Annotated in this window: 19 protein-coding genes; 12 read left to right on the top strand and 7 right to left on the bottom strand. The window is 72.4% G+C overall.

Annotated elements, in window-relative coordinates; translation table 11 throughout:
• The first annotated feature begins 64 nt into the window (after positions 1-64).
• Complete coding sequence (locus O7609_RS13575; RefSeq protein ID WP_269736677.1) at positions 65-1,384, top strand: MFS transporter; 1,320 nt, start codon at positions 65-67, stop codon at positions 1,382-1,384.
• A 63-nt stretch (positions 1,385-1,447) separates the two neighbouring features.
• Here the strand turns inward: O7609_RS13575 and O7609_RS13570 are convergent, their stop codons facing one another.
• Together O7609_RS13570 and O7609_RS13565 are read right to left on the bottom strand one after the other, a co-directional pair.
• Positions 1,448-3,229 carry an ATP-binding SpoIIE family protein phosphatase gene (locus O7609_RS13570; protein ID WP_269736678.1) on the bottom strand — a complete coding sequence of 594 codons (1,782 nt, stop codon included), beginning with the start codon at positions 3,227-3,229 and terminating at the stop codon, positions 1,448-1,450.
• Positions 3,230-3,447: 218 nt separating this feature from the next.
• A complete protein-coding gene (locus tag O7609_RS13565) occupies positions 3,448-4,770 on the bottom strand; it encodes an NAD(P)/FAD-dependent oxidoreductase (RefSeq protein WP_332328094.1) in 1,323 nt (440 codons plus the stop codon).
• A gap of 412 nt (positions 4,771-5,182) precedes the next feature.
• Here O7609_RS13565 and O7609_RS13560 point away from each other — a divergent pair, with 412 nt between their 5' ends.
• Together O7609_RS13560 and O7609_RS13555 are read left to right on the top strand one after the other, a co-directional pair.
• On the top strand, positions 5,183-6,298 hold the full coding sequence (locus O7609_RS13560) for a TetR/AcrR family transcriptional regulator (RefSeq protein WP_269736679.1): 1,116 nt from the start codon (positions 5,183-5,185) through the stop codon (positions 6,296-6,298).
• Between the two features lie 169 nt (positions 6,299-6,467).
• A complete protein-coding gene (locus O7609_RS13555; protein ID WP_443072113.1) occupies positions 6,468-8,543 on the top strand; it encodes a sigma-70 family RNA polymerase sigma factor in 2,076 nt (691 codons plus the stop codon).
• Positions 8,544-8,664: 121 nt separating this feature from the next.
• Here the strand turns inward: O7609_RS13555 and O7609_RS13550 are convergent, their stop codons facing one another.
• Entirely contained in the window at positions 8,665-10,998 is a 2,334-nt protein-coding gene (locus tag O7609_RS13550; protein ID WP_269737270.1) for an asparagine synthase-related protein, read from the bottom strand.
• 824 nt (positions 10,999-11,822) lie between these two features.
• On the opposite strand from O7609_RS13550, the gene O7609_RS13545 reads away from it, so the two are divergent.
• From O7609_RS13545 to O7609_RS13530, 4 genes are all read left to right on the top strand, one after another.
• Positions 11,823-13,280 (top strand): MFS transporter, encoded by a 1,458-nt coding sequence (locus tag O7609_RS13545; RefSeq protein WP_269736681.1) that lies wholly within the window; start codon positions 11,823-11,825, stop codon positions 13,278-13,280.
• A 210-nt stretch (positions 13,281-13,490) separates the two neighbouring features.
• The gene (lhgO, locus tag O7609_RS13540) at positions 13,491-14,741 is read left to right on the top strand and encodes an L-2-hydroxyglutarate oxidase (RefSeq protein WP_269736682.1); all 1,251 of its coding nucleotides are present in this window, start codon (positions 13,491-13,493) and stop codon (positions 14,739-14,741) included.
• Positions 14,742-14,927: 186 nt separating this feature from the next.
• Positions 14,928-15,659 (top strand): tRNA (guanosine(46)-N7)-methyltransferase TrmB, encoded by a 732-nt coding sequence (gene trmB / locus O7609_RS13535; protein ID WP_269737271.1) that lies wholly within the window; start codon positions 14,928-14,930, stop codon positions 15,657-15,659.
• A 41-nt stretch (positions 15,660-15,700) separates the two neighbouring features.
• Positions 15,701-16,993 carry a PrsW family intramembrane metalloprotease gene (locus O7609_RS13530; protein WP_269736683.1) on the top strand — a complete coding sequence of 431 codons (1,293 nt, stop codon included), beginning with the start codon at positions 15,701-15,703 and terminating at the stop codon, positions 16,991-16,993.
• Between the two features lie 6 nt (positions 16,994-16,999).
• Here the strand turns inward: O7609_RS13530 and O7609_RS13525 are convergent, their stop codons facing one another.
• Both O7609_RS13525 and O7609_RS13520 read right to left on the bottom strand, forming a co-directional pair.
• Positions 17,000-17,581, bottom strand: a complete 582-nt coding sequence (locus O7609_RS13525; RefSeq protein ID WP_269736684.1) for a hypothetical protein — start codon at positions 17,579-17,581, stop codon at positions 17,000-17,002.
• Positions 17,582-17,892: 311 nt separating this feature from the next.
• The gene (locus O7609_RS13520; RefSeq protein WP_269736685.1) at positions 17,893-18,606 is read right to left on the bottom strand and encodes an HNH endonuclease; all 714 of its coding nucleotides are present in this window, start codon (positions 18,604-18,606) and stop codon (positions 17,893-17,895) included.
• A 188-nt stretch (positions 18,607-18,794) separates the two neighbouring features.
• On the opposite strand from O7609_RS13520, the gene O7609_RS13515 reads away from it, so the two are divergent.
• The gene (locus O7609_RS13515; RefSeq protein ID WP_269736686.1) at positions 18,795-19,778 is read left to right on the top strand and encodes a NaeI family type II restriction endonuclease; all 984 of its coding nucleotides are present in this window, start codon (positions 18,795-18,797) and stop codon (positions 19,776-19,778) included.
• A gap of 117 nt (positions 19,779-19,895) precedes the next feature.
• Entirely contained in the window at positions 19,896-20,369 is a 474-nt protein-coding gene (locus tag O7609_RS13510; RefSeq protein ID WP_269736687.1) for a very short patch repair endonuclease, read from the top strand.
• Here O7609_RS13510 and O7609_RS13505 read toward each other — a convergent pair.
• Both O7609_RS13505 and O7609_RS13500 read right to left on the bottom strand, forming a co-directional pair.
• Positions 20,304-21,488: a DNA cytosine methyltransferase gene (locus O7609_RS13505; protein WP_269736688.1), complete on the bottom strand. Its 1,185-nt coding sequence runs from the start codon at positions 21,486-21,488 to the stop codon at positions 20,304-20,306. The genes O7609_RS13510 and O7609_RS13505 overlap by 66 nt on opposite strands.
• Before the next feature lie 130 nt (positions 21,489-21,618).
• The gene (locus O7609_RS13500; protein WP_269737272.1) at positions 21,619-22,284 is read right to left on the bottom strand and encodes an ATP-binding protein; all 666 of its coding nucleotides are present in this window, start codon (positions 22,282-22,284) and stop codon (positions 21,619-21,621) included.
• Positions 22,285-22,482: 198 nt separating this feature from the next.
• Between O7609_RS13500 and O7609_RS13495 the strand changes: the two genes are divergently transcribed.
• From O7609_RS13495 to O7609_RS13485, 3 genes are all read left to right on the top strand, one after another.
• Positions 22,483-23,328: a helix-turn-helix domain-containing protein gene (locus O7609_RS13495; protein WP_269736689.1), complete on the top strand. Its 846-nt coding sequence runs from the start codon at positions 22,483-22,485 to the stop codon at positions 23,326-23,328.
• Positions 23,328-23,543, top strand: coding sequence for a DUF397 domain-containing protein (locus O7609_RS13490; protein ID WP_269736690.1), 216 nt, complete (start codon positions 23,328-23,330; stop codon positions 23,541-23,543). The genes O7609_RS13495 and O7609_RS13490 overlap by 1 nt, the downstream gene beginning before the upstream one ends.
• 103 nt (positions 23,544-23,646) lie before the next feature.
• Positions 23,647-24,333: a hypothetical protein gene (locus O7609_RS13485; RefSeq protein ID WP_269736691.1), complete on the top strand. Its 687-nt coding sequence runs from the start codon at positions 23,647-23,649 to the stop codon at positions 24,331-24,333.
• The last annotated feature ends 35 nt before the right edge of the window (positions 24,334-24,368 follow it).

Below are 24,368 nucleotides of genomic sequence, written 5' to 3'. Positions count from 1 at the left end.
CTCCGGTTCGCGCCCTGCCGCGACCGGGGCTGAGCCGATCTCACGACGACCTGGGAAGGTGAGTGTGACCACCGCGACGGGCGCGACCCTGCGCCGGATTCAGCTCGGGAACGCGCTCAGCGCGTTCGGCAGCGGATTCACCGTGCCGTACCTCTTCATCTACGTGGCGGACGTGCGCGGGCTGGGGGCCACGACGGCCGGTGCCGTGCTCGCCGCCTTCGCCGCCGCCGCGCTGCTGGTGCTGCCGCTCGTCGGCCGGCTCCTGGACCGGCGTGGACCGGTCCCCGTCGCCCTGGCCGGGACGCTGGCCGCGGCCGTCGGCGCCCTGGGGTTCGGCATGACGGCGAGCGCCGCCGCGGTGCTGACGGCCGCTGCCGTCCTCGGTGCCGGGGTCGCCGTGCTCCAGCCGGCGCTGGCGACGATGATCGTCTGGTGCTCCAGCCCGGCGAACCGTTCGCGGGCTTTCGCGACGCAGTTCTTCCTGATCAACCTCGGCATGGGTGTCGGCGGGCTGCTGGGCGGGCTCATCGTGGACGAGCACGCGGCCGCCAGCTTCACCCTGCTGTTCTCCGTCCAGGCCGTGATGTTCCTGGTGCTGGGCGGCGTGCTGCTGACGGTCCGGCTCCCGCGGTCGCCCGCGCTCGACGAGGCGGTGCCCACGGCAGCCGACGGAGCGGGCACGGGCTGGCGTGTGCTGCTGGCGGACCGGGCCATGGTGGTGCTCGGTGTCCTGGGCTTCGTGCTGTTCTTCTCCTGCTACGGCCAGTTCGAGTCGGGGCTCGCCGCGTACGGCGTCGAGGTGACCGGTATCTCGACGTCCACGCTGGGTCTGGCGCTGTTCGCCAACACCGCGGTGATCATGCTGGCCCAGTTCGTGGTGCTGCGTATGGTGCACGGGCGCCGTCGGAGCCGTGTGGTGGCGCTCGTCGGTGTGGTGTGGGCCGTCGCGTGGGTGGCGGCCGGAGCGTCCGGGCTGGTGCCGCAGGCACCGGCCCTGGCGACCGCCCTGTTCATCAGCACGTACGCCCTGTTCGGGCTGGGCGAGGCCATGCTGTCGCCGACCGTGGCTCCGCTGGTGGCCGACCTGGCGCCGCGGCACATGGTCGGCCAGTACAACTCCGCCTTCGCGCTGGTCAAGCAGCTCGGGGTGGCGGTTGGTCCGGCGGTCGGCGGATTGCTGGCGGCGCAGGGGGCCTTCGTCGGCTACATCGTGCTGCTGGTGCTGTGCTCGCTGGGCATCGCGGTGCTGGCGCTGCTGCTGGGCAGGCGGTTGACGCCGGTACAGGACAACCCGGCGCTGCGGCCTTCGCAGGTGGTGCTCGCCTCCGGGCGGCGGGATCCCGGCACGGACGGCGCCGGGCAGCCGGTGACCGCCGCGGCCTGACGCGGGGGTCCGGCCCCGCGACCGGCTGACGGCAACCGGGCGCCGAAGGGGTGCCCGGAGCCGTCAGCCGGTCGTGGCGGACTGGTACGTCGGCAGGTTGAACTCGCACCAGACGGCTTTGCCGCCGCCCGGCGTACGTCGGGCGCCCCACGCCGCGGCGATCGTGGCGACGATGGAGATGCCCCGGCCCGACTCGTCCACGGGCTCGGCGCGCCGCCGCCGGGGCAGGTGGTCGTCCCCGTCCGTGACCTCGACGATGAGCCGACGGTCGGTGCGGCGGAGCCGCAACCGCATGGGCGGGACGCCGTACTGCAGCGAGTTGGCGACGAGCTCGCTGGCGGCCAGCACGCCGAGGTCGTGCAGCTCGCGGGGGAAGCGCCAGGAGGTCAGCACGCCGGAGGCGAAGGCGCGGGCGCGGGGCGCGGCCTCGACTCCGCCGAGCAGGTCGAGCGTGGCGTTGTGGAACAGCTCGGCGTCCTGGCCGTCGCGGTTGGGGTGCTGGAGGACGAGGAGGGCGACGTCGTCGTCGTGCGCGGCGGTGATACCGAGGGCCCGCAGCAGCCGGTCGCACGTGATCTCTGGCGAGCCGGTGGCACCGGCGAAGGCACGTTCGAGCGTGGCGAGGCCGACGTCGATGTCCGCGTCGCGCCGTTCGACGAGGCCGTCCGTGTAGAGGACGGCGGTGGAGCCCTCGGGAAAGGCGACGGTGGCCGAGGTGTGCTGCCAGCCCTCGGTACCGAGTGGCGGCCCGGTCGCCTCGTCCGTGCGGTGCACGCGGCCGTCGGCCGTGCGCACGAGGATGGGCGGGTGGCCCGCGGAGGCGTACGTGAGCTGGCCCTCGCCGGGGTCGTGCACGGCGTAGAGGCAGGTGGCGAGCTGGCTCGGGTCGATCTCGGCGGCCAGTCCGTCGAGCAGCTGCAGGACCTCGTGGGGCGGAAGGTCAAGGCGTGCGTAGGCGCGGACGGCGGTGCGGAGCTGGCCCATGACGGCGGCGGCCCGGACGCCGCGGCCCATGACGTCGCCGATGACGAGAGCCGTGCGGTCGGCGCCGAGGGTGATGACGTCGTACCAGTCGCCCCCGACGGCCGTCTCGGTACCGCCGGGGCGGTAGGTGGCGGCGACGCGGAGGTCGTCCGGCTGCTCCAGCTCCTGCGGCAGGAGGCTGCGCTGGAGGGTGACGGCGGCCTCGCGCTGCCGGGCCTCGCTGGCCCGCAGCCGTTCGGCGGACTCGGCCTGGTCGGTGACGTCGGTGGCGAATACGAGGACGCCGCGGCCGCCGCGGCCCGCGGTGCCGCCGCCGACGTCCACGGGGGTGCAGGTGAAGGTGTAGTAGCTGTGCCGGTGCTGACGGCCGCCCGGTGCCGTGTCGTGGGCGGGCTCGTGGGCCGGCCCGTGCCGGGCGGTGACGCGGCGCGACTTGACGGTGCGGGGCTTTCCGCTGCGCAGGACCTGGTCCATGAGCGGAAGCAGGCCCAGCTCGGCCAGCTCCGGCAGCGCCCGCTTCGCGGGCTCACCGTGGGGAGGCTCGCCGAAGACCGCGACGTAGGCGGCGTTGACGTAGGCCACGCAGTGCTCGGGGCCCTGCACGAGCGCGACGAGGGCGGGCACCTGCCCGAGGAGGTCGTGGACGGAGAGGGCGTCGAGGGCGTCGCGGGTCTGACGGTGGGGGGTGGGGGGAGCGGGCGTCGCCGCTTCGGCGGGTTCGGTGAGCTCGCCGCGTGCGGACGGCACCTCGCGGCCGCTACGGCCGGAGGTGGCCACGGAGTCGGCGGACCGCGCGGCGCGTGCGATGCCTGAGCGTCGCGGGTTGCCGGCCAGTCGGGCGCTCCAGCGCGTGAAGTTCACTGCGGTTCAGGTCCGATTCTGGGTCAGGTTGACGGTGTGCCGGGTTGGGCAGGCGTCCCGCCCGGCCCGGCCGTTCGAAAGTCGTTCCCCGTTCATACGACGTTCATGGTGTGTCGTTCATGATCCGCGTCGGGGCGACATGTCCAGCAGTCACGGAGTGACGTGATGGGCCCACCCATCGTCACATGCCCCAGTGTTTCCGACGGCACTGACATCCGTCACCGCTCGGGTGGACGCCGACCTTCACCGGCGGCGATCTCGAACTCGGCGCGCGGGTGTTCCAGCGAGCCCAGGGAGACGATCTCCCGCTTGAAGAAGCCGGCGAGCGTCCACTCGGCCAGGACGCGGGCCTTGCGGTTGAACGTCGGCACGCGGCTGAGATGGTAGACGCGGTGCATGAACCAGGCGGGGTAGCCCTTGAGCCTGCGACCGTATACGCGCGCCACTCCTTTGTGGAGCCCCAGGGAGGCGACGGACCCGGCGTAGGCGTGCCGGTAGGCGGTCGGCCGGCGTCCGTTCAGCACGGCGACGATGTTGTCGGCCAGGACGCGGGCCTGACGCAGGGCGTGCTGGGCGTTGGGGGCGCACTCGACGCCCGGCTTGTCGGCGGTGAGGTCGGGGACTGCGGCGGCGTCGCCGGCGGCCCAGGCGTGTTCCGTGTTCTCGATCTCGAGGGTCGCGGAGCAGCTCAGCCGGCCTCGTTCGGTGCGGGGCAGATCCGCTGCGGACACGATCGGGTGAGGTTTGACGCCCGCCGTCCACACGAGGGTGCGACAGGGGTAGCGGGAGCCGTCACTGAGGACGGCGACGCGGTCCTCGCAGCTCTCCAGCCGGGTGTCCAGGCGGATGTCGATGGCGCGCGCCCGCAGCTCGCGGACCGCGTACCGGCCCATCTCCTCGCCCACCTCGGGGAGGATGCGGCCGGTCGCCTCGACCAGGATCCACTTCAGCTCCTCGGGGCGGAGGTTGTGGTAGTAGCGGCAGGCGTAGCGGGCCATGTCCTCCAGCTCGGCAAGGGCCTCCACTCCGGCGTAGCCGCCGCCGACGAAGACGAAGGTGAGGGCGGCGTCGCGGATCTCGGGGTCGCGGGTGGAGGAGGCGATGTCGAGCTGTTCGAGGACGTGGTTGCGCAGGCCGATGGCCTCTTCGACGGTCTTGAACCCGATGCCGAAGTCCGCGAGTCCGGGTACGGGGAGCGCGCGGGATACGGAACCGGGTGCGAGGACGAGCTCGTCGTAGCGCAGCCGCGTCGGCCCTCCGCCCTCCTCCTCGGTGGCGGGGGTGTCGACCGTGACGGTGCGCCGGGCGTGTTCGATGCTCCGGGCCTCGCCGACGATGATGCGGCAGTCCCGCAGGACGCGGCGCAGCGGTACGACGACGTGGCGCGGGGAGATGTTGCCGGCACCGGCTTCGGGGAGGAAGGGCTGGTACGTCATGTAGGGCTCTGGGCTCACGACGACGATCTCCACGCCGCCGCGGCCGTCCCGCGCGGCCTTCAGTTCATGTTTCAACTTCTTCTGCAGGCGCAGAGCCGTGTACATGCCGACGTAGCCGCCGCCGACCACCAGAATCCGCACCGGTTCCTTCGCCACCTTGGGCCGCTGTCCATGCGTCACCCGTCCATGACGCACCTGGGGACTCGGGTTTGTCCACAGGGCTGCGGAATTTGTACGACGAGTGGAGGTATCGGCTCCGGTTCGCCCCCGGGTGTGAGGGAACGGGGGAAAACGCAGGTCACACCGAGCGTGCCCGGAGAAGAACGCAGAGGATTCCGGGGTGGCCAGCGGAGATACTCCGATCGGGCGGGGGCGTCGCCGGGGCGCCCCCTTCCTGTAGTGACCGCAGCTCAACTATGTTCGTAGTCGGCCGGGGTGACACGGGGAGTGAGCGGATCTCCGGCGTTCAGGAGGGGAGTCTCCGGGGGGAGACATTCATGTTCCGGGGGGAAGACGTATGCGTATTGACGTTGACGACGTGCACGACAGCGTTCAGGGGAACGTTCCGGACGGCCTCCGTGCCGGTGAGGCAGGGGTGAGCGACGCGCTGGGCGCGGCCGCCCCGGCCCCGGGCCGGGATGCGCGCGAGGTCCGCGGGCCGGGTGCCGTCGTGGCGACGGAGCACGGGTACGAGCAGCAGGGCCCGGCCACGGCCGACGAAGGCCGCGCCGGGGAGTGGGCGAGGCGCGACCTGGCGCGGAGAGAACCGGCGGGAAGCGATCCGGCGGGAGGCGAACCGGGGGAGGGCGGTCCTGCGGAGGGCGGGAGGCCCGCGCCCCTGCGGGTGGACGCCCAGCGCAACCTGGAGCACGTCCTGCGCGCGGCGCGGGAGGTCTTCGGCGAGCTGGGCTACGGCGCTCCCATGGAGGACGTGGCCCGCCGGGCCCGGGTCGGGGTGGGCACGGTCTACCGCAGGTTCCCGAGCAAGCATGTGCTGGTCCAGCGGATCGCCCAGGAGGAGACGGAACGGCTGACGGCGCAGGCCAGGGCGGCCCTGCGGCACGAGGAGGAACCGTGGCCCGCGCTGGCACGCTTCCTGCGCACCTCCGCCGCGTCGGGGGCGGGCAGGCTGCTGCCCCCGGAGGTGTTGCGCGTCGGCGTCGCGCCGGCCCACGGCCGCACGGAGCCGTCGGTGGCCGACGCAGGAGCGGCCGCCCTGGGCGAGCCGGCGATGGGCGAGCCCGTCGGAGCCGAGTCCGTCGTCGGAGAGCGGCGCGTGCCGGAGCAGCGGCGGCCCGAGCCGACCGCCGTGGCCGGGGACGAGGGCGCGTCAGGGGGTGCCGCCCCGCAGGGGCTCATATCCGGCGTTCCCGAGGCCCCGGCGGAGGCCGGGCCCACCGGCGGGGGCGGCGAGGGCGAGGCGGGTCTGACCGAGCTGCTCGACGTCGTCGGGCAGCTGGTGCGGCGGGCCCGTGAAGCCGGCGACCTGCGGGCGGATGTGACGGTGGCGGACATGCTGCTCGTCATCTCCACGGCCGCCCCGGTCCTGCCGGACGCCGAGCAGCAGGAGCAGGCCTCGGACCGGCTCCTGGAGATCCTGCTGGAAGGCCTGCGGTCGCGCCCGGCTGCCTGAGCCGCCCCGCTCTCCCACGCCCCTTCGCCCGGACGGGGGATGGTTTCGCACGTTCGTGCCGTGACGTCTCCGTAGGGTGATTCCCCGTTCGGAGCAGGGGGGTGTCGACGTCCAGCGTGTCACCATGGTCCGGAATCGAGCCGGGACCACGGGTACGGGGGCTTCCGCAATGGGCGTTCAGGGGCGAGACGGTTCCGGTTCGGGTTCCGGCGGTCAGGAGGGGAACGGCCGGCGGCCCGGCTCCGAGGCGGTTGAGCGGACCGGCCCCAAGGTGCCCGGCCAGAGCCGCCCCACGTCTTCCGACGCCCGGCACCGGAAGGTGCCCGGGGGCGGGAGGCCGGGGCGCCCGGGGGCGGTGCCACAGCAGCGCAGGGACCACGCCCAGGAGCGGACACCGGGGCGGGAGCCCGCCGGCCCTGGTGCCGCCGGGGCACCGATGGACGACTCCGGGGATGCCCCCGCCGACTCCGGGGAGGAGGAGGTCCGTTCGGGGCCGGTGGACGCGGTGTCGGACACGGATCTCGTCGTCCGCATGCGCGAGGGGGACCCCGCCGCGTACGACGAGATCTACCGCCGCCACGCGGACGCCGTACGCCGGTACGCCCGGACCTGCTGCCGGGACGCCGACACCGCGGACGACCTCACCAACGAGGTGTTCGTGCGCACGCTCCAGGCCGTGCGCGGGGGCAAGGGTCCGCAGACGGCGGTGCGTGCCTACCTGATGACGTCGGTGCGGCACGCGGCGGCAGCCTGGGCCCGCACGTCGCGACGGGAGCATCTCGTCGAGGACTTCGCCGCGTTCGCCGTCGCGGCGGCGGGCGGTCAACGCGCGGCGGCCGACGAGACGCTGGACTTCGGAGCCGAGGTCCACGCGATGCACGAAGCCGAGCAGACGATGGTGGTGACGGCGTTCCGGGCGCTTCCCGAGCGCTGGCAGACCGTGCTGTGGCACACGATGGTCGAGGAGTCCCCGCCCAGTGAGGTGGCGCCGCTCCTCGGGCTGACCGCGAACGCCACGGCCGTCCTGGCGCACCGGGCACGGGAGGGGCTCAAGCAGGCCTACCTCCAGGCCCATGTGAGCCAGGCGCTGACCACCGACGCCGACTGCTCCCGCTATGCCGACCAGCTCGGCGCCTTCGCCCGCGGCGGGCTGCGCACCCGTGCCGAGCGCGGGCTGCGCAGGCATCTGGACACCTGCGGGCGCTGCCGGACGGCGGCCATGGAGGTCAGCGACCTCAACACGAAGCTGCGGGCGCTGCTGCCGGTGGCGGTCATCGGCTGGTTCGCCGCCACGTACTCGGTGAAGGCCATGGCCGGTGCGGTCGGCGGCGCGGGCGGTGTCGCCGTCGCCGGCGGTGCCGCCGCGGCGACAGGCGGTGTGGGAGGCACCGGCGCGGCGGGGGGCGCCGGTGCGGCCGGTGGCGCCGGTGCGGCCGGTGCGGGTGGCGCCGCGGCCGAGGGGCTGGGTGCCCCGGCGAAGGCGGGCATCGTCGCGGGCGCACTGGCCGCCGCGGCCGCCGCCACGGCCCTCGTCCTCGCCCTGTCCGGCAGCCCGCGGCACGAGGCGCCGCCGCCCCCGCAGGCGGCTCCCTCGGCCGTGCCGAGCGCCCCGGCCCCCGCCCCCGAGCCGGAGCCCGAGCCGGAGCCGCCCCCCGCGCCCGCGCCGGCGCCCGTCTCGGCGCCCGCGCCGGAGCCCCCGCCGGAGCCGGAGCCGTCTCCCTCGCCCTCGCCCCAGCCGAAGCCGCCCGCCCCGGAGCCGCCTCCGCCGAGCCCGACGCCCACCCCGGCACCGCCGCCCCCTCCCCCGCCACCGGCCGGCTATCCCGTGGCGGACATCCCGTTCGACGTCGTGGACGACGGTGAGGGCCCGGCCATCCGCGTCCTGGAGAGCAGCCCGGTGTGGCAGCGCTCCGGAGTGCGGATCGCCGGCCAGGAGTACGCCCACGGCATCACGGTGCAGAGCCCGTCCTCGGTGTTCATCGACCTCGGCCGCGAGTGCGGTTCGTACGAGGCGCTGGCCGGCGTGGACGACCTGACGATGGGGATCGGCGCGGTGACGTTCTCCGTCTTCGGCGACGGGCGCGAGCTGTGGCGCTCGGGTGTCGTGGAGGGCGGCGAGCCGCCGGAGCGGGTGTCGGTTCCGCTCGACGGTGTGGAGACGCTGCGCCTCGACGTCGAACCGGCCTCCCCCTACGGCTGGGTGGCCCAGGCCGACTGGGCGCAGTCGGTGATCCGCTGCGGCTGACCGGCACGTCATCGGCCCGGCACACACCCGCAGGCACGTCCCCGCCGGCACGTCCCCGCCGGCACGTCCCCGCCGGCAGGCCGCCGGGCGCCGCGCGGGTTCGGCCTCGCTGCCCCGGCCGTCAGGGGGCGGACCGGGCGGTGCCCTCGCCGCCCGGCGCGGGCACCGCCGCGGTCACCGCGAGGGGGCGGGAGGGCACGCCCTCGGAGACGGCGCGGCGGCGGGGCGCGACGCTGCCCGTCCAGGTCGTGCCGCGGCGCTCCATGAGCCGCTTGAGCCACAGCTCGGTGGAGACCAGGTCGGCGAGGCCGTCGAGCGGCAGGGCGTCGCCCTGGGCCGCGGAGCGCAGGGCGCCGCGGACGACGCGGGCGTCCACCAGCCCGGCGCGGGCGAGGTAGGAGTCGTCGAACAGGGCCGACAGCTCGTCGACGTACGTGCGTAGCCCGAGCCGGACGGCGCCGAGGTGGGCCGCGTGCGTGGTCGCGCCCCAGCCCGCGGGGAGCTCAGCGATCCCGGCGCCCGCGAGCACGGTGCGCAGCACGGCCGCCCGGGCTCCGGGGCGGACGCGGAGGGCCTCGGGCAGGGCGCGGGCGGCGCGGACGACCTGGTTGTCGAGGAAAGGGGCGTGCAGGCGCTGGCCGGGGGCGGCGGCCACCTGGTCGAGCACGCGGAAGTCGGCGGCCTGCCGGGCGAGGGCGTCGCGGGCCCGGACGACGCCGGGGCGGGCGCCGACCGCACCGCTCGCGCGGACCGCCGCAGCCTCCAGGCGAACCGATACGTCAGCCAGCGCCTCCCCCGTGAGCCAGCGCGCCGCGGGGCCCGGCCGGCACCAGGCGAGGGCCGCGAGCGAGGCGTCCAGGGCGCCGGAACCCTCTCCTCCGGGGCCGAGGCCGTCCGCCGCGCCGTAGGCCGTCGCGGAGGCGGAGAAGTCCCGCCCGCGCAACCGCCGGGCGGCCGTGGCCACACCGTCGCGCTGCGGGGTGCGGGCGAGCCGGCGGGCGGCCCGGTAGAGCGCGAGCGGCACCAGCACCGAACGGCCGCGCGGCGCACGCTCGGCGACGGCGAGCGCGGCGGCGGGCCGCAGGAGGTGGCGGCGGCGCCGGTCGAGGAGGAGGTCGGCCAGGCGGGCGGGGTGGGCGTCGAGGACCTGCCGGGCGCCGTAGCCGGTGAGTTGGTCGGCGCTGCCGGAGGCGAGACGGGTCCGGTGCCGGTTGAGCCCGACGAGCGCGGGGCCCGGCTCGTCGGGGAGCGGCAGCCCGAAGACGTCGTAGAGACCGGCGTAGGGAAGGGCCTCCGCCTCGGCGGTGACGACGACGTGGTGCAGCCGGGGGTCGTCGGCCACGGCGCGGGCCCGCTCCAGCTCGGCGGCGCGGGCGGTGTCGCCGGGGGCGGTGAGGTCGTTGAACGTGACGGCGAGGAGGCGCTGGCCGGCCGCGGTGCCGGGGGCGCCGGCGATGCTGCCGGGGACGCCGGGGAGCCCGGCGGCCAGCAGCGCGAGCGTGGCGGAGGCGGCACCGCCGGAGAGGTCGGCGCCGAGCCCGGGTGCGGGGCTGCCGCGGCGGGTGCGGCGCTCGCCGGGGCCCATGCCGGGTACGGGGCCGGGGTCGCGGCCGTCGTGGCTCCGCCGCCCGCTCCCGTTGCGGTGGTGCCCGTTCTCGCGGGGCCCGGCGAAGGCGCCGTCGCCGGTCGCGTCCTGGCCGGGGACGAAGAGGGTGCCGTCGGGGTGCCCGGCGTCGCCGTTCCCGGCGTTCGGCACGTGCCGGGGGGCGGCGAGACGGACGCGGACGGCCTCGACGAGGGCGTCCCGTACGCCGTTCACGGCCTCGTCCGCGTCGGCGGGCGGGGCCGCGACGACGGTGGGGGTGGCGGGTTCGTAGTCGGCGATCTCGCGGCTGCCGCCCTCGCGCAGGATCAGGGCGTGCCCGGGCGGGACGCGGCGGACGCCGGTGTAGGGGGTGCCGTCGCCCAGGGCTTCCGGGGCGTCGGGGGCGGCGAGCAGGGCTCCGAGGTGCCCGACGTCGAGCTGGGCCTCGACGAGGTCGGCGAGGGTGACGGCGGCGGTGGCGTACGCGGTGCCGCCCGCGAAAGGGGTGTGGAAGACGGGGCGGGCGCCGGCCAGGTCGGTGGTGACGGCCACGCGCCGCCCGGTGCGGACGACGGCGGTGTAGGAGCCGGGCCACGCGGTGAGGTGGCGCAGCGCTCCGCCGCGGGCCGCGACGAGCCCGGCGCGCAGCTCGTCGTCACGCGCCCCGCAGCAGCCGATGACGGCGAGCGCGGTGCCCGGTCCGGCGTCGACGACGCGGACCTCGTCGGGCCGCCAGTCGCCGACGGCCCACAGCGGGTCGTCCCCGCCCCAGAGTTCGTGGCCGCCGACGGGGTAGAGCGTGCGCCCGGAGAGGCCCGGCATGCGCGCCCGGCCCGCCGCGGTACCGCACCACCCCACCAACCAGCGCATCGTCGCCGCCTTTCGCCCGCTGGCCACCCGCCCGCGGGGTCCACGCCTGATCTGCACGAGGCGCACGCCGCAGCCGTACCCCGGGCGGACTCTGATTCCGTGCCGCCCCGTACCGGCTCCCGTCCGGGTTACCGCGGGCACGCGACTGCCCGCACGCATCTCCCGTTTCGGCTGACGCCTGGCCCCATGCTGCCACGTATCCGGTCCGGGAGCGGCGTGAAGGAGGGTCTGCTGTCGGCGTGTTCAGCTCGGTTGATCCCGCGACGGCGCGGCTTCAAACCATGAGTTTCAGCCAACTTATCTACAGCGGAAGAGACTTGGCGCATGTTGTGCACTTCACTCACGGCTACGTATATGCCAGGTACATGGACCGGTGGGAAGCGCTCGCACCGCGGTTCCCCGGGCCGAAGGGGCGCGGGCCCGGAAACGCCGGAGGTCCGGGAGGCATGGATTCCTCCCGGACCGCGCCGCCGCCCGCGGGGAGCAGGGTGACGGCATTCCCCCAGCCCACTGGTTTCGTCCCCAGCGAGCCGACCCACGCGGAACCCATCCAAACGGCACCGCCTGACCCCGCACAGAGCGCACGACCGGGCGCACGGCCACACGGCCGGGGCTCGCGCACGACGCCCCGGCACCACCGCCGTCGCCCACTGCGTCCCGCTACGGGGGGCATCGCCGGCGCACTCCTGTACGGGGAGGAATCCCGCCAACAGGGGCCCTACCCCTTAACGGTGAGGATGCGGCAAACTACTCTGGGTTCACGAATGCCCCGAGCATGTTCCAACATGGAGTGGGGCGGGCGTCGTTGTGTCAGGGGTGCGCGCATGTCCAGGGAGCCACGCGGACCGAACGAGAAGCTCGGAACGGTTCTCGCGCTCGCGGGAATCAGCAACGCCGGACTCGCACGCCGGGTCAACGACCTCGGTGCGCAGCGCGGCCTGTCGCTGAGGTACGACAAGACATCGGTGGCGAGGTGGGTGTCGAAGGGGATGGTGCCGCAGGGTGCGGCGCCCCATCTGATCGCCGCGGCGATCGGCAGCAAGCTGGGGCGGCCGGTGCCGCTACACGAGATCGGGCTCGCCGACGCCGACCCGGCCCCCGAGATCGGCCTCGCCTTCCCGCGCGACGTCGGCGCCGCCGTGAAGTCGGCCACGGATCTCTACCGGCTCGATCTCGCCGGGCGGCGGGGCAGCGGCAGCGTCTGGCAGTCACTTGCCGGTTCGTTCGCCGTCAGCGCCTACGCCACGCCGGCCTCCCGCTGGCTGATCAACCCGGCCGACAGCTCGGTCGCCCGCGAGGCGCGGGCCGAGGAACTCGGGCCGCGGCCCTTCGGCGGTCCCGGCCCGGGCGCCGGCTCCGAGCCGGTGCGCGTGGGCCACAGCGACGTGGCCAAGCTGCGCGAGGCGGCCGAGGAGGCCCGCCGCTGGGACTCCAAGTACGGCGGTGGCGACTGGCGCTCGTCGATGGTCCCCGAGTGCCTGCGGGTGGACGCCACGCCGCTGCTGCTGGGCGCCTACTCCGACGAGGTCGGGCGCGCCCTCTTCGGCGCGACGGCGGAGCTGACCAGGCTGGCCGGGTGGATGGCCTTCGACACCGGGCAGCAGGAGGCCGCGCAGCGCTACTACATCCAGGCGCTGCGCCTGGCGAGGGCCGCCGCGGACGTGCCCTTCGGCGGCTACGTCCTGGCGTCGATGTCGCTGCAGGCCACCTACCGCGGCTTCGCTGACGAGGGGGTGGACCTCGCGCAGGCCGCGCTGGAGCGCAACCGTTCCATCGCGACGGACCGCGTCATGAGCTTCTTCCACCTCGTCGAGGCCCGCGCCCACGCCAAGGCCGACGACGCGCCCGCGTGCGGGGCCGCGCTGGCGGCGGCCGAGAGCCGCCTGGAGCGCGCCCGCGACGGCGACCCCGACCCGTCCTGGCTGGACTTCTACTCCTCCGACCGGCTCGCGGCCGACGCCGCCGAGTGCTACCGCGATCTGCGCGCCCCCCGCCAGGTGCGGCGCTTCACCGAGCAGGCGCTGTCCAAACCGACCGAGGAGTTCGTCCGCTCGCACGGGCTGCGGCTGCTGGTCTCCGCCGTCGCCGAGCTGGAGTCGGGCAACCTGGACGCCGCCTGCGCGGCCGGCACCCGGGCGGTGGAGGTCGCGGGCCGCATATCCTCGGCGCGCACCACCGAGTACGTGCGGGATCTGCTGCACCGTATGGAGCCCTACGGCGACAACCCCCGGGTCGCCGAGTTCCGCGAGCGCGCCCGGCCGCTGCTCGCGGCCCCGGCGTGAGGCACCCGGGCACGCGCGGTCGTTCGTCCGCCGCCGTGCGGCCGTCCACGGAGCGGACGACGTGACGGACGCCGCTGTGCACTGTCGGTGCCGACCAGCATGATGGAAGACGTGGTGCCCCAGAACGAGCCCGTATCCGGGAACGAGCCCGTGCCCTCGCCGACCGAGCCCTCGCCTTCCCCGCCCTTGCCTTCCGAGCCTCCACCCTCCGTGCCCTCGCCGTCGGCGCCCTCGCCACGGCCGCGTGCGCACCGGTACGACGCGGACGTCCTGGTCGTCGGCGGCGGGATCGTCGGCCTGTCCACGGCCTACGCGCTGACGCGCGCCCGCCCCGGTGTCCGCGTCCTCGTGCTGGAGAAGGAGGCGGGGCCCGCCCGGCACCAGACGGGCCGCAACAGCGGCGTGATCCACAGCGGCGTCTACTACCGGCCGGGCTCCCTCAAGGCCCGGTTCGCCACCCAGGGCGCCGCCGAGATGGTGAAGTTCTGCGCGGAGAACGACATACCGCACCAGGTCACGGGCAAGCTGATCGTCGCCACCGACCGGGACGAACTGCCCCGGCTGCACGCCCTCGCCCAGCGCGGCCGGGAGAACGGCATCCCGCTGCACGAGCTGGGCCCCGCCCAGATCGCCGAGCTGGAGCCGAACGTCTCCGCGCTGGCCGCCCTCCGCGTCACCACCACGGGCATCTGCGACTACGGCGCCGTCGCCGCAGCCCTCGCCCGCCTGGCCGAGGACGCCGGCGCCCGGGTGCGCTACGACTCCCGGGTGACCGCCGTCGACCGGCGGTCCGGCCTCGGCGTCGCCGTCCGCACCGCGTCCGGTGCGACCCTGCGCGCCCGTGCCCTGGTCAACTGCGCGGGCCTGCACTGCGACGAGATCGCCCGTCTCGCCGGGGACCGGCCCCCGGCCCGGATCATCCCGTTCCGGGGCGAGTACTACGAGCTGGCGCCGGAGCGCTCCGGGCTCGTCCGCGGGCTCGTCTACCCCGTCCCCGACCCGGCGTTCCCCTTCCTCGGCGTCCACCTGACCCGCGGCATCGACGGCGGCGTCCACATCGGGCCGAACGCCGTGCCCGCCCTCGCCCGCGAGGGGTACGACTGGCGCACCGCCCACCCCCGCGAGCTCGCCCGCACCCTCGGCTGGCCCGGCTCCTGGCAGCTCGCCCGCCGCCACTGGCGCTACGGCTCCGGCGAGCTGCGCCGCTCCCTGTCCCGGCGCGCGTTCACCACCGCCGTCCAGCGCCTGCTGCCCGCCGTCACCGAGGAGGACCTGCTGCCGGCCCCCGCCGGAGTCCGCGCCCAGGCCGTCCTGCGCGACGGCACGCTCGCCGACGACTTCCTCATCACCGAGGGCCCGCACACCGTGCACGTGCTCAACGCCCCCTCCCCCGCCGCCACCGCCTCACTCCCCATCGGCCGGGAGATCGCCGACCGCGTCCTGGCGGGCCTCACCCCGTGAAGCCAAGCCCCGGAGCCGCGGCCCCGCCGTCTGGTCGCCCGGCGCCCGTGAGCCCCACGTCACAGCGCCGGGCGGCACGGCGCCCGATGCCGCAGCGCCCGGTGCCATGACATCGCGGACGCCCCATAAACTGGCAGCACTGTGTCCGAGAACGCTCCGCCACCCCCCGGAAGCCGCCGCTCCTCGATGTTCGAGCCCGGAGCCGGCCCCGCCGCCGACCCCGCGGGCTCCCACCACGACCGGCGCATCCGCAGCTTCCAGCCCCGCCGCAGCCGCGTCACCCAGGCCCAGCGCGACGCCCTGACCAGGCTCTGGCCCCGCTGGGGCCTGGACATCGACGGCCGCCGCGTCCTCGACCTGCCGGCCCTCTTCGACACCCTGCCCCCGACGGCACCGGTCGTCCTCGAGATCGGCTTCGGCATGGGCGAGGCCACCGCCCGGATGGCCGCCGCCGAACCCGGCACCGGCATCCTCGCCGCCGACGTCCACACCCCCGGCCAGGGCAACCTGCTGCGGCTCGCCGAACGGGACGTCCTCACCAACATCCGGGTGGCCAACGGAGACGCCGTCATCCTGCTGGAGAAGATGCTCGCCCCCGGCTCCCTCTCCGGGCTCCGCGTCTACTTCCCCGACCCCTGGCCGAAGAAGCGCCACCACAAGCGCCGCATCATCCAGCCCCACTTCCTCGACCTCGCCGCCGTGCCCCTCGCCCCCGGTGCCCTGCTGCACTGCGCAACGGACTGGGAACCCTACGCCGAACAGATGCTCGACGTCCTGACCGCGCACCCGGCCTTCGAGAACACCCAGTCCGACGGCGGCTACGCCCCCCGCCCCGAGATCCGGCCCCTCACCCGCTTCGAGGAGCAGGGTCTCGGCAAGGGACACGCCGTCCGGGACCTCCTCTTCCGCCGCCGCTGACGCCCCACGCGGCACGGGGACGTTCGACTAAGGTCGAGCGAGTGCATCCACACGCCCCCGGAGACGTCCCGGCACCCCCGAACACGCCCCCGGCACCCGCGAGCACCACCGCCGCAGTCCCGGCGACGCCCGCGGGCCAGGCCCAGTGGCAGTACACCCCGCGCCGAGCCCCCTGGTGGCACAGCCGCGTCCTGCGCGCCGTGGCCATCGCGATCCTGCTCGCCCTGTGCGGCCTCACCATCCTCGCGATCGTCCGCGAGCAGACCGGCACCGAGGGCTTCCTCATCGGCCTGCTCCTGTCCACCCTTCCGGTGCCGCTGCTCATCGCCGCGTTCCGCTGGATCGACAGCGTCGAGCCCGCCCCCTGGCGGAACGTGGCCTTCGCCTTCGCCTGGGGCGCCTGCGCCGCGACCCTCGTCGCCGTCATCGCCAACACCTTCACCGCCGAGTGGCTGGCCACCAGCGTCATCGCCGACGGCGACGTCGACACCCTCGGCGCCACCGTCGTCGCCCCCGTCGTCGAGGAGCTGGCCAAGGCCGCCGCCGTCCTGCTGCTCTTCCTCCACCGCCGCCGCTTCTTCAGCGGCGTCGTGGACGGCATCGTCACCGCCGGCGTCACCGCCACCGGCTTCGCCTTCACCGAGAACATCCTCTACCTCGGCACGGCCTACGCCGGGGACCAGCTCTACGCCTCCGACGAGTTCGCCGCGACCACCGCCCAGACCTTCGTCGTGCGCATCGTCATGTCCCCCTTCGCCCACCCGCTCTTCACCGCCATGACCGGCATCGGCTTCGGCGTCGCCGCGGCCCTCGCCGCCCACCGCCGCGCCCTGCGCCTGCTGCTCCCGGCCGTCGGGCTCCTCACCTCGATGGTGCTCCACGCCCTGTGGAACGGCTCCGCCTCCACCGACGGCCTGCACTTCCTCCTCGTCTACGCCCTCTTCATGCTCCCCGTGCTGGGCACCCTGATCTGGCTCGCCGTCTGGTACCGCGGCCGGGACCTGCGCACCGTCCGGGACACCCTCCACACCTACGCCGCCCAGGGCTGGCTCGCCCCCGCCGAGCCCTGGACCCTGGGCTCGATGTACGCCCGCGCCCAGGCCCGCCGGCTCGCGCGCCGCGCCCACGGGCCCATCGCCGCCCGCACCGTCTCCGAGTACCACGCGGCGGCCACGTCCCTCGCCCTCCTCCGCGCCCGCGCCGAACGCACGGCTCCGCCGCCCGACTTCGCGGCCCGCGAGCAGGAGCTGCTCAACCACCTCCTCACCCTCCGCCCCCAAGCCAGCCCCCCAACCCAACAAGCCTCCCCCCGCCCCTTCGCCGGCTGGCGGTGACCTGTGTCAGCCCTGCCCCCGCTCGCCCGTCAACAGCAATGCCTCACCGATGCGGTCAGCGGCGACATCAAGTTCCTCCGACGACGGCACGTGCACACACCCGAACTCTCGGGCAGCACGCAACTCAATCTCACGGAAAGCCAAGGTCGGCCGCACGCCGGCGAGCAGACGCTCGGCGGAGAGCTTCCGGCCGTCGCTGGCTCCCTGCCGGAACTTCTTGTTGCCGATCCTCAGACTGAACGCGACCCGGCCAACCCAGGCGTCCACGCGGAACAGGGCATCAGCAAGTGGATGGACCAGCAGCGGGATGCCCCGCTGGCGAAGCTCAACGATGCTGTAGACCTCCCGCAGGAAGCTGTAGTAGGCGTTGCCCACCCGCCACCGCATGGCTGCCTTCACGCGCTGCCTCGGAGTCCCTTTATACGCTTCAGCTTCGATCATGCGGCTGGCAGGAGAGCCGAGCATCTCCCAGCCCAATTCGTCCGACATTGCGTAGTCGCGCACGTCACCGTATGTGGGAAGCGTGCCCAGCCGCTCCATACAGATGTGCAGGGCATGGGTGAACGCGAAGTCAGGGTGCCAGTCCACGATCCTTGGCACCGCCTCCCCATCACGGCGGGCTACTGATCCGAGCGCGTGCTCGGTCCGCCTGCATACGTCCCTGACGTCGCTGGGTGAAAGTCTGTAAACGACGTGTGTCTCGTGTGCTTCTACTACGGGTGCCACTGCCTCGCGACGCCGGTCTGTGCGCCAAGAGTCATACATCTGCCTCGTGGTGGGCGACGAACAGAACCGAGCAAGCACATCTTCTAGGCGAGTTGGCATCACAGCTCCTCTCGACACCCGTGAGCGCTACGGCCTTAGAGTAGGTGTCGCCACAGACAGGCCGACGGCATCCGCTACTCACGGGCGAGATCCTTGATGACCTGATCAGCGAGAGCTGCGGTGACAGCCAGCCGATCAACCGGCGACAGTCGAGCCCATTCGATGAACAGCCGCTCGGTGTCGTCCAGAGTCCTCGTCCCTGCCTGCATCCACCCGTACAGGCGGCGCTTCTCCTTCAGACCACCGAGGTGGGACAAGTGCGCCAGAACCTCTTCCTTGGTCGGCGGATTGCGGGTGATGTCGCGTGCCTCGTCACCGCACCGCTGACACTCTGCCCGCAGGTTGTCATCGTCGTTCGAGCCGCCACGGCTAACCGGTATGACGTGCCCTACTGTCAGATTGGCGTGGCGCTCCGGGTCGTCCGGAAAGGCCGCACCAGCATGGATGCCACAGACCTGGCACGTATGGCCGTCACGCTCGAAGATCCGACGACGCTTGGGCCCCGTGATGGCCTTGCGCGCCCCCTTGGGCACTGGCTCACCCAAGTCGATGCGCACACCCAGCTGAACAACTAGGTACTGGTTCGGCCGGAGGTTCGGGTTGACCTTGTAGTTGTCGATCCGCCAGCCCATCTCCCGGAGGTCCCGCATCCTCCGGTCGGCCTGGGCGACATCGGGAACGGCATCGAACAGCTCCAGCTTCGTGAACGTACCTCCTGGGCCGACGCGCGCGATGAACTCGGCCACCTTCCTGATCGACGGTCGACGGGGCGTGCCGTTCTCGGCCATCTCCGCTCCTTCGTGTGGGCACTCGACGCCAGGCTCATATTGTATGAGTAGCCAGGCGCTGATCTAATGTCGCCTGGCGTGCGTCCGGCACACGACCGGCACACATGGAGCCACGCCTGGCACATTGATCTGAGGGCATCCCGGCCCTTGCACACACCTACACAGTCAACCGCCCCAGGAGGCGATCGATGACAGAGACAGACTCGCTCTTCCCGCGGCAATTCGCAGACCTCTCAGCAGCCGCCAACATCGCGGCTGTTGCCAACGACGACGCAGAGCTGGTGACAGTCGCCGCTCACTTGAAGGCGCTTGACCCCTCTGGGAAGAGGTTTGCTGCCGTCCTACGCGACACGATCGACCAGCTGCTCAACGGTGAGGCCACGGGGCGTTACGACTGGAACACCCTCTTCAAGACAGAGAAGACGCATGCCGGCACCCTCGTGGAGATCAACATCCAGCGGGAGTTCCAGCTTGCGGACGGCCGACACATGGACTACTCGATCTGCGGTATCGACGTGGACTGCAAGTACTCTCAGCAGTTCGGCGGGTGGATGATCCCGCCGGAGGCCACGGGGCACATCTGCCTGCTGCTCTGGGCAGACGACCATGCGAGCCGGTGGAGTGCCGGGTTGATGCGAATCCAGCGCGACGCACTAAACGACGGCAACAACCGTGACCGGAAGCTGACCATCAGGGCCGCGTGCCGGAACCAGATCCACTGGCTGTGGAGCGACGCCGCGCTCCCGGAGAACGTGCTTCTTCACATGAACCCTGCAGACCGTGAGGCGGTGCTGTCACAGCCTTCCGGTCAGCACCGGGTGAACGAGCTGTTCCGCAGGGCACAGAACCGTCCCATCGGCCGCAACGTCGTGCGCACCGTTGCCCAGCAGAAGGACTACATGAAGCGGGTGAGAGGCAACGGCGGGGCTCGCACCGCCGTGAAGACGCAGGGCATCGTGATCATGGGCGACTACGCAACCCACCGGCACATCGCACGTTCGCTTGGTGTCTGCGTGCCCGACGAAGGCGAATTCGTCAGTGTTCGCGTGGCTCCGGCAACGGCTGATCACGATGAGCGCCCAGGCGTCATTCTGGAAGGGCAGCGGTGGGTGCAGGCGAGACCGCAGGACCCCGTCGTCCCCGCTCCCACCTTGCCGTCCCACAAGAAGTGACCCCTGCACCGGGACCCTGGCTAGGCTGGGGCTGCAGGCACGTTCAGCGCGGTGGCGCCTGTGCCGCAAAGGCGGCGGCCACTGGGCCGCATGACCTGACCTGATCGGGTAGTGGGAATGAACGGAACTTGGGACGAGGCCAGCCCCCAGGCATGGAAGCCGCCGGAAGGATCATGGGCCTCCTCGGCGACCCGGCGACGCAACATGCAGGCGATCCGCAGCCGCGATACGAAGCCTGAGCGGGCGATCCGGCAGTTGGTACATGCCCATGGCCTGCGGTATCGCGTCGCAGCCCGGCCGCTGCCGGGGCTGCGACGCACTGCGGACATGGTCTTCCGGCCCGCCAGGGTGGCCGTGTTCGTGGACGGCTGCTACTGGCACGGCTGCCCGAAGCACTACGTTCCCCCAAGGACGAACTCGGGGTACTGGTCCGAGAAAGTGGCCAGGAACGTAGCCCGGGACCGCGAAACAGACATGTTGCTCACCGAAGCGGGCTGGACCGTCCTGCGATTCTGGGAGCACGAGTCACCGGACGCATGCGCTCTCAAGGTCTTCGACACCGTGACCGAGCTCCGCCCCCGGAAGTCCTGAGTCATCCGGCAGTTCGAAAAGTGCGGCGCTCTCCGGGCAACGGGCTTGTGGCATACCCGGACTCGGGTTCACCATGCCCTTCTCCAGTGCGGCAATAATGTGCTCACCAATCACTCGCGCGACCGGTGGAGGGAAGGCATTGCCGACCTGCCGATAAGCAGCCGTCTTGCCGCCGGAGAACCTCCAGTGCTCAGGAAAGCCCTGGATGATGGCGGCCTGAGTGACGGTGAGCTTGGGGCCGATCTCCTGGCCCTCCTTGTCCCTGGGGTACAGATCCCGCTCGGGGTCCACCATCTTGTCGGGCTCATTCGCAACGCCCATGGCATCCACCCCAAGCTTCCGCCACGCCTTCTTGGCCCTGGTCGGCCCGAGGTCGGCCCCCCCGTGCTTCTTCGACCCACCGACGAGTGTGGGGGCGATACCGCCTTCCGCCTTACCCAGCCACCGCTGGTAAGCGGCCTTGCCGCGCTCTGTCTCCCCGAAACGAGCCGCCATGGAAGGGGCCAGCGCTTCAGCGAGTGTCCTGATCCTCACTTCACGGGGATCTGGCCATGCGAAATGTCCGGCGAACTGTGGCTGCATCGCCACAAGGATCGCGCGCGGGCGCAGCTGAGGCACTCCGTAGTCACGCGCTTCCATGAGGTCCCAGCCGCAGATCTCATACCCTGATTCCTGCAGTCGCGGCAGGATTTCGTTCTCCCTGTAGTCCGCGAACTTCTCGTCCAGGAGGCCCCGGACGTTCTCGATCAGGACGGCTCTGGGCTTCAGGAAATCAACGAGGTCAAGCATGCGCGGGAAAAGGTCACGCTCGTCGTCCCGGCCCAGCTGGTGGCCAGCGGCAGAAAACGGCGGGCAGGGAACTCCCCCGGCCAACAGATCAAGCTGCCCCTCAAATAGCCCAAGTTCTTCTGGGTTGAATTCAGTGAGGTCCCTCTCGAGAACCTCGCACTGGCCCCAGCCAGCCTCCTCCGTCACGTTCAGTTTCAGGGTCTCGCACGCATGACGATCGATCTCGATCAGCGCGAGATGCTCAAAGCCCGCTTGGTGCAGGCCCAAGGCTTGGCCACCGGCTCCCGCGCAGATCTCCACCGAGGTGAACCCTCGCTCAGTGCTGGTCATGCACCCTCCCTTTCTCGCAGCGACGGACCTTGCGCATGCCCGCCATCACAGAGAGTGACACTCCCCACTGACATCGCGACCCCACTAGTGTGCGGCACAGCTTCACGGGACTCGCTCCGCCCTCTGGATATCACCAAACCGCCCTCTCTCGCGGCACACTCCCACCACTGCGTCGCGCCTCGAACCGGGCCTGAGCGTTGTCCAGGAGAGTGTCCGGGTCATGTCCACGGGCGCACAGCCAGGACAGGATGTCCGCGATCACGGTGACGGCGGCTTCCGAGGCCTCACGCTGAGCGAGGGGTGAGGTGGCGGTGCCTCGCGCACCGTAAAGGGTAAGGACCGCGTGGGTTCTCCTTGTCTCGTCCAGCTGGCACGCCCCGCCGTCGGCCGTTTGGTTCGCCTGGATCTCGCACCAGACCGTCTTGCCGCCACGACCGACAACGACGCCCCATCGCGAGCAGATGGCCTCCATCAGGGCGAGGCCTCGGCCGCACTCGTCGTTGGCGCTCGGGGCGGAAGGCCTGGGCAGCGCCTCTGTGTCAGGGTCGGAGAGTTCCACCCGGAGCCGAGCTGCCGACACCGCCGCCGTCAACGTGGCCGGTGTGCCCTCTCCAACGTGCCGGATGACATTGGTGACCAGTTCGCTCACGCACAGCTCCGCAGCGTCCGCCAAATCGGAGTGTCCCCACCGGGCGAGGTGCGAGCGGGTCGTCCAGCGGAGTTCGGGGACTGCTGTCGGCAGTGCGAGGAACGAGACGGTGAGGGCCGTTGAGTTCGAGTCGTAGCAATCAACCATGCCGATCGGCCTCTCTCGGAAGATCATTCCGCCGAGTGGCGGATGGATTCTCAGAATGACACTCTCGGTTTCAAAATGGAACTCTCACGAATGCCAGGCAGGAGTGAACACGAACCGCACGCGCCCCCGCGCGCGCTGGCTTGTCCCCTGCCGAACTCCAAGGCAGGCTCAGGAAGATCGACAGGGAGGCCCGTAACCATGGCTGTTGGACCCACGACCCGGCGCCGCCAACTGGGGGCAGACCTGCGGCGTCTGCGTGAACGGAGCGGCCTCACGCTTGAGGAGGCTGGTGCCCGAGTCGGCATCTCCAAGGCGACGCTCAGCCGGTACGAGACGAAGGAAGGCACCGTCAAGTGGCCTTCAGTAGATGCCCTCTGCCGTGAGTACGGGGCCAGCGACGAGGAACGCTCCGCGCTCGTGGAACTGGCGAAGGGCGCGAAGATCCAAGGCTGGTGGCATTCGCTGGCGGATCCGATCCCCGAGTCCATGAATCTCCTGCTGACGCTGGAGAACGAGGTGGTCCGTGAGGACCACTACGCGGCCGTCTACGTTCCGGGGCTGCTCCAGACGCGGGCATACGCGGAGGCCGTGCACCGGGCATCGGAGATGCGGTGCACGGATCAGGAGGTCCGGCACATGGTGGACATCCGCATGAAGAGGCAGGAGTTGCTGCGGCGGGCAGAGCCTCCGCACGTCTGGGCCGTCATGGACGAAGCGGTGATCCGCCGCCTCGTCGGTGGTCCGGACACCATGCGGGAACAGCTCGGCCATCTACTCGAGTGTGCGGCTTCTCCACACGTCACGGTGCAGATACTGCCGTTCTCGTCTGGCGCCCACGCGGCTGCACTGGGCAGCTTCGTGATCCTGGGCGGGCCTTCGCCGTCTCTTGACGTCGTCTACGTCGACGTCCTGGGCGGCAGCCTGTTCATGGAGAAGCCCAAGGAACTTGAGCGCTATAGGTTGGCGTTCGAGTATCTCAGGGCCCAGGCACTCGACATCGAGAAGACCGAGGCCCTGATCCGTGTGGCTATGGAGGAGCTTTGATGGGGCAGTCGCGGCAGCAAGGTGACAGTGAAGCCAGCTGGTTCAAGTCGTCCTACAGTGGCGGCAGCGGCACCGAGTGTGTCGAGGTGGCTTTCTTTCCTCACACCGTGACCGGGGTGCGGGACAGCAAGGTACCTGCGGGCAGGTCGCTGGAGTTCGGGGAGGCGCCCTGGGGCTCGTTTGTGGCCGCTCTCCGGGCAGGAGGGCTTGCGTGATCACGGACGCCGTAGCACGCCTCCGCGTGCGGGTGGGCCGGGTGTACGGGCAGCCGCGGCGGTGAGGGGCGGGGGGTCGTTGGAGGAGTTGGGGTTCGGGGGTGTGCCGTTGCTGGATCCGCTGCTGTACCCGGGGCGGGCGGTGGCGGAGCCGGGGCTGCTGGTGGACGACGAGTTGCGGCCGCCCGCGCGGATGACGGTGGCGGAGCTGCGCGCCGAGGGGCGGATACCGGTGCTGGCGGTGGGGTCGAACGCGGCACCGGCGCAGCTGCGGCACAAGTTCGCGGTGGGCGGGGTGTCGGGAACGGTGCCGATGGTGCCGGTGCGGGTGGGCGGGCTCGCGGTGGGGCACTCGGGCCATGTCAGCGTCGCCGGGTACGTGGCGTACACGCCGTACGCGGCTCCGGGGCGGTGGACGGAGCTGGTGCTGCTGTGGCTGGACGGCGAGCAGCTCCGGGTCGTCGACGCCTCGGAGCGGGCCAACTACCGGCGGAGGCGGTTGGCCGGGGAGCGGTTCCCGGTGGACGGCGGGCCCGGGGACGCCGACGTCTACGTGTCCGAGCGGGGCCTGCTGGCGGGGCGCGGGGGCGGGGTGCGGCCGGCCGGCGGGCAGCGCGAGGTGATGGGTGAGCTGCTGCGGGGGTCGGCGCGGCTGCGGGCGGTGCTGGGGACGTCGCCGGACGAGTGGGTGCGGCGGGTGGCCGCCGACCACCGGCTGTGTGGTGAGGCCTCACGGGTGCTGGCGGACGAGGGGCTCACGCTGCCCAACCCGCTGGCGCGCTCAGGGTGAGGGAACTCGGCGGGGCGCGGCGGCGTTGTCGGGGC

The sequence above is a fragment of the Streptomyces sp. WMMC1477 genome (assembly GCF_027460245.1).
In the GTDB taxonomy this organism is placed as follows: Bacteria; Actinomycetota; Actinomycetes; order Streptomycetales; family Streptomycetaceae; genus Streptomyces.
This window is presented reverse-complemented; position numbering and strand designations above follow the sequence as displayed.